We start from the raw sequence: 320 nt of genomic DNA on the forward strand, positions 1-320 counted from the left end.
TCTCTCTCTGTTATCGCCCAGAACAAGGGAACGATGACGACGAGGGGCGGCGACGGTGAGGTCACCGATGAGGAACATACCAGCGTTCTTCGCGGTATCCTGGGCGGTGGCGCTCTCGGTGCAGGCCTCGGCGTGGCTGCGCTCGCCATCCCGGGCGTCGGACCCCTCGCTGCGCTCGGCGCGATAGCCGCGGCGGCCGTCCCAGAAGCCATGGCGATCGGCGCAGTTGTCGGCGCGGCTGCCGGTACCTTCAACGAGGTGCTGACCAAGCACGGCGTCAGCGAGGACGATGCAGCCTATTACGGCGAGCGGCTGAAGAC

General features: G+C 67.2%; 1 protein-coding gene. It reads left to right on the top strand.

Translation table 11 applies throughout. The features are described 5' to 3' along the window. Positions 1–320, top strand: a 320-nt coding sequence (locus AC0IYH_RS30440) for a hypothetical protein (protein WP_471837876.1), incomplete at both ends; no start/stop codon positions are given.

This window comes from Pseudomonas sp. AC463 (assembly GCF_979253585.1).